General features: G+C 57.7%; 2 rRNA genes. Both read left to right on the plus strand.

From position 1 onward, the window contains the following. Positions 1-139: 139 nt before the first annotated feature. Positions 140-1665, plus strand: a 16S ribosomal RNA gene (locus tag CK505_RS17870). 597 nt (positions 1666-2262) lie between these two features. Next, positions 2263-5390: ribosomal RNA gene (locus tag CK505_RS17875) — 23S ribosomal RNA — on the plus strand. Together the 16S and 23S rRNA genes form the textbook arrangement of a ribosomal RNA operon. The last annotated feature ends 14 nt before the right edge of the window (positions 5391-5404 follow it).

Below are 5404 nucleotides of genomic sequence, written 5' to 3' on the forward strand. Positions count from 1 at the left end.
GGTCTGTTGTTTGAGAACTCAATAGTGTGCCATGTTTGTTGATACCGGATGTTTTATTCGGTTGATTGGTTGTCGCCGTCCTGCCTCCGTGGGGTGGTGGCGACATTTTCAGCCGGGGTTTGATGTTTTCGTTGTTTTTTTGACGGAGAGTTTGATCCTGGCTCAGGACGAACGCTCGCGGCGTGCTTAACACATGCAAGTGGAACGATGATGCCCAGCTTGCTCGGCGGATTAGTGGCGAAGGGGTGAGTAATACCTGAGTAACCTCCCGTTGACTCTGGGATAAGCCTGGGAAACTGGGTCTAATAGTGGATACTACCTCTAACCGCATGGTGGGTGGTGGAAAGGGTTTTACTGGTTTTGGATGGGCTCACGGCCTATCAGCTTGTTGGTGGGGTAATGGCTCACCAAGGCGACGACGGGTAGCCGGCCTGAGAGGGTGACCGGCCACACTGGGACTGAGACACGGCCCAGACTCCTACGGGAGGCAGCAGTGGGGAATATTGCACAATGGGCGGAAGCCTGATGCAGCGACGCCGCGTGAGGGATGACGGCCTTCGGGTTGTAAACCTCTTTCAGTAGGGAAGAAGCGAGAGTGACGGTACCTGCAGAAGAAGCGCCGGCTAACTACGTGCCAGCAGCCGCGGTAATACGTAGGGCGCAAGCGTTGTCCGGAATTATTGGGCGTAAAGAGCTCGTAGGCGGTTTGTCGCGTCTGCTGTGAAAGCCCGGGGCTCAACCCCGGGTCTGCAGTCGGTACGGGCAGACTAGAGTGCAGTAGGGGAGACTGGAATTCCTGGTGTAGCGGTGAAATGCGCAGATATCAGGAGGAACACCGATGGCGAAGGCAGGTCTCTGGGCTGTTACTGACGCTGAGGAGCGAAAGCATGGGGAGCGAACAGGATTAGATACCCTGGTAGTCCATGCCGTAAACGTTGGGCACTAGGTGTGGGGGACATTCCACGTTTTCCCCGCCGTAGCTAACGCATTAAGTGCGCGGCCTGGGGAGTACGGCCGCAAGGCAAAAACACATTGGAATTGACGGGGGCCCGCACAAGCGGCGGAGCATGCGGATTAATTCGATGCAACGGGAAGAACCTTACCAAGGCTTGACATTCACCGGACGGCCCCAGAGATGGGGTTTCGCTTCGGGGCTGGTGGACAGGTGGTGCATGGTTGTCGTCAGCTCGTGTCGTGAGATGTTGGGTTAAGTCCCGCAACGAGCGCAACCCTCGTTCTATGTTGCCAGCACGTGATGGTGGGGACTCATAGGAGACTGCCGGGGTCAACTCGGAGGATGGTGGGGATGACGTCTAATCATCATGCCCCTTATGTCTTGGGCATCACGCATGCTACAATGGCCGGTACAAAGGGTTGCGATACTGTGAGGTCGAGCTAATCCCAAAAAGCCGGTCTCAGTTCGGATTGAGGTCTGCAACTCGACCTCATGAAGTCGGAGTCGCTAGTAATCGCAGATCAGCAACGCTGCGGTGAATACGTTCCCGGGCCTTCTACACACCGCCCCTCAAGTCACGAAAGTTGGTAACACCCGAAGCCGGTGGCCTAACCCCTTGTGGGAGGGAGCCGTCGAAGGTGGGACTGGGGATTGCGACTAAGTGGTAACAAGGTAGCCGTACCGGAAGGTGCGGCTGGATCACCTCCTTTCTAAGGAGCCGTTGACCGCCGTGTGGTGGTCGCCCCCGCTTCAGTGCCCGTCCGTGGTGCTGGTGGGGTGAGCTCATGGGTGGAATATCAACGAGCAAGTGGCCGCACTCCTCCTGTGCTTCCCGGGTTCCGATCCGGGGGATGTGGGGGTTGCCGGCCGGGTCGGGTCCTAGTACCTGTCCCATCGTGGTGGACCCTGTGGGGTTCCTCCGGTGTGGGTGGTGGAAGAGAACCGGTCCGGTGGTGGGTGTGGTCCGTGGCGCACTATTGGGTCCTGAGACAACAGGCCCCGTCCCCTTTGGTGGGGGTGGGGGTGTTGTGTCTGGGTTCCCGGCGTCCTGCCGGTGGTCGTGTCCCCTTTCGGGGGCCGCTAACCACCAGTGTGCAGGGTGTGCGGGTTGTTGTTTGAGAACTGTATAGTGGACGCGAGCATCTTAAGAACAGGTGCCGCAGGCAGCCGGACGGTTTCCTCTTCCCGCAAGGGTCGGGGGTGTGTCTGGTGGGTTGTGGTGCCGTGTTCGTGATTGATCGCCGAGATACCGCTGCCGTACCCCTAGGGGTGTGGTGGTGGTGGTATCGGTGTGTTCTGTGATCATGTGGCAAGTTTTTAAGGGCGCACGGTGGATGCCTTGGCATCAGGAGCCGATGAAGGACGCGGTAATCTGCGATAAGCCTCGGGGAGCTGATAAACGAGCTGTGATCCGAGGGTCTCCGAATGGGGAAACCCCGCCGCGTGTTATGCGTGGTGACCCGCACCTGAATTCATAGGGTGTGTGGAGGGAACGTGGGGAAGTGAAACATCTCAGTACCCACAGGAAGAGAAAACAACAGTGATTCCGTCAGTAGTGGCGAGCGAACGCGGAAGAGGCCAAACCGATGGTGTGTGATACCCGGCAGGGGTTGCATCATCGGGGTCGTGGGGCGTGTCGTCCCGGGTCTGCCGGCCCGGGCGTGTGAGTGCAGGGCGATAGTCGAACCGGTGTGAGTGCCGGACCGGAGAGGGTGAGAGTCCCGTAGACGAAATCGTTGCTGCCGCACGGTACGCGTACCCAAGTAGCACGGGGCCCGAGAAATCCCGTGTGAATCTGCCAGGACCACCTGGTAAGCCTAAATACTACCTGATGACCGATAGCGGACCAGTACCGTGAGGGAAAGGTGAAAAGTACCCCGGGAGGGGAGTGAAATAGTACCTGAAACCGTGTGCCTACAAACCGTCGGAGCCCTACAAGGTGACGGCGTGCCTTTTGAAGAATGAGCCTGCGAGTTAGTGTTACGTCGCGAGGTTAACCCGTGAGGGGTATCCGTAGCGAAAGCGAGTCTGAACAGGGCGAGTGAGTGGCGTGATCTAGACCCGAAGCGAAGTGATCTACCCATGGCCAGGTTGAAGCGCGTGTAAGAGCGCGTGGAGGACCGAACCCACTTCAGTTGAAAATGGAGGGGATGAGCTGTGGGTAGGGGTGAAAGGCCAATCAAACTTCGTGATAGCTGGTTCTCCCCGAAATGCATTTAGGTGCAGCGTTACGTGTTTCTTGCCGGAGGTAGAGCTACTGGATGGCCGATGGGCCCTACAAGGTTACTGACGTCAGCCAAACTCCGAATGCCGGTAAGTGAGAGCGTAGCAGTGAGACTGTGGGGGATAAGCTTCATAGTCGAGAGGGAAACAGCCCAGACCACCAACTAAGGCCCCTAAGCGTGTGCTAAGTGGGAAAGGATGTGGAGTTGCTTAGACAACCAGGAGGTTGGCTTAGAAGCAGCCACCCTTGAAAGAGTGCGTAATAGCTCACTGGTCAAGTGATTCCGCGCCGACAATGTAGCGGGGCTCAAGTACACCGCCGAAGTTGTGGCATTGCACCAATGATACCCAACCGGTCTTCGGACCGGTTCAGGTGGTGCGATGGGTAGGGGAGCGTCGTGTGGGCAGTGAAGCTGCGGGGTGACCCAGTGGTGGAGCCCACACGAGTGAGAATGCAGGCATGAGTAGCGAATGACGGGTGAGAAACCCGTCCGCCGGATGATCAAGGGTTCCAGGGTCAAGCTAATCTGCCCTGGGTCAGTCGGGACCTAAGGCGAGGCCGACAGGCGTAGTCGATGGACAACGGGTTGATATTCCCGTACCGGCGAAGAACCGCCCCTATCGAACCGGGGACACTAACCACCCGAACCGGGCCATGCGGTGACCATTGGTCGCCGCCGGCACCGGGGAGCGTGGGACCTGAACCGGGGAGGTAAGCGTATTAACAGGTGTGACGCAGGAAGGTAGCCGAGCCGGGCGATGGTAGACCCGGTCTAAGCGTGTAGGGCGATCCGTTGGCAAATCCGCGGATCATTGAGCCTGAGACGTGACGGGACCCCCATTCGTGGGGGGATTCGGTGATCCTATGCTGCCGAGAAAAGCATCGACGCGAGGTTCCAGCCGCCCGTACCCCAAACCGACACAGGTGATCAGGTAGAGAATACTAAGGCGATCGAGAGAATCATGGTTAAGGAACTCGGCAAAATGCCCCCGTAACTTCGGGAGAAGGGGGGCCCCGACCGTGGACACCACTTGCTGGTGCGAGCGGGTAAGGGCCGCAGAGACCAGGGGGAAGCGACTGTTTATCAAAAACACAGGTCCGTGCGAAGTCGCAAGACGATGTATACGGACTGACTCCTGCCCGGTGCTGGAAGGTTAAGAGGACCTGTTAGCCTCACGGCGAAGCGGAGAATTTAAGCCCCAGTAAACGGCGGTGGTAACTATAACCATCCTAAGGTAGCGAAATTCCTTGTCGGGTAAGTTCCGACCTGCACGAATGGAGTAACGACTTCCCCGCTGTCTCAACCATGAACTCGGCGAAATTGCAGTACGAGTAAAGATGCTCGTTACGCGCAGCAGGACGGAAAGACCCCGAGACCTTTACTATAGTTTGGTATTGGTGTTCGGTGTGGCTTGTGTAGGATAGGTGGGAGACGGTGAAGCGGGCACGCCAGTGCACGTGGAGTCAACGTTGAAATACCACTCTGGTCACTCTGGACATCTAACTTCGGCCCGTGATCCGGGTCAGGGACAGTGCCTGATGGGTAGTTTAACTGGGGCGGTTGCCTCCTAAAGAGTAACGGAGGCGCCCAAAGGTTCCCTCAGCCTGGTTGGCAATCAGGTGTCGAGTGTAAGTGCACAAGGGAGCTTGACTGTGAGAGCGACAGCTCGAGCAGGGACGAAAGTCGGGACTAGTGATCCGGCGGTACATTGTGGAATGGCCGTCGCTCAACGGATAAAAGGTACCTCGGGGATAACAGGCTGATCTTGCCCAAGAGTCCATATCGACGGCATGGTTTGGCACCTCGATGTCGGCTCGTCGCATCCTGGGGCTGGAGTTGGTCCCAAGGGTTGGGCTGTTCGCCCATTAAAGCGGTACGCGAGCTGGGTTCAGAACGTCGTGAGACAGTTCGGTCCCTATCCGCTGCGCGCGCAGGAAATTTGAGAAGACCTGTCCTTAGTACGAGAGGACCGGGACGGACGAACCTCTGGTATGGCAGTTGTACCGCCAGGTGCACCGCTGCTTCGCTACGTTCGGAAGAGATAACCGCTGAAAGCATCTAAGCGGGAAGCTCGCTTCGAGATGAGATTTCCACGCACCTAGTGTGTGAGAGGCCCCCAGCTAGACCACTGGGTTGATAGGCCGGAGGTGGAAGCACGAACCAACGACGTGTGCAGCCGACCGGTACTAATAAGCCGACAACTTACACCACACCCCCACCCCCA

This window comes from Kocuria sp. WN036 (genome assembly GCF_002287015.1).
Lineage (GTDB): Bacteria > Actinomycetota > Actinomycetes > Actinomycetales > Micrococcaceae > Kocuria > Kocuria rosea.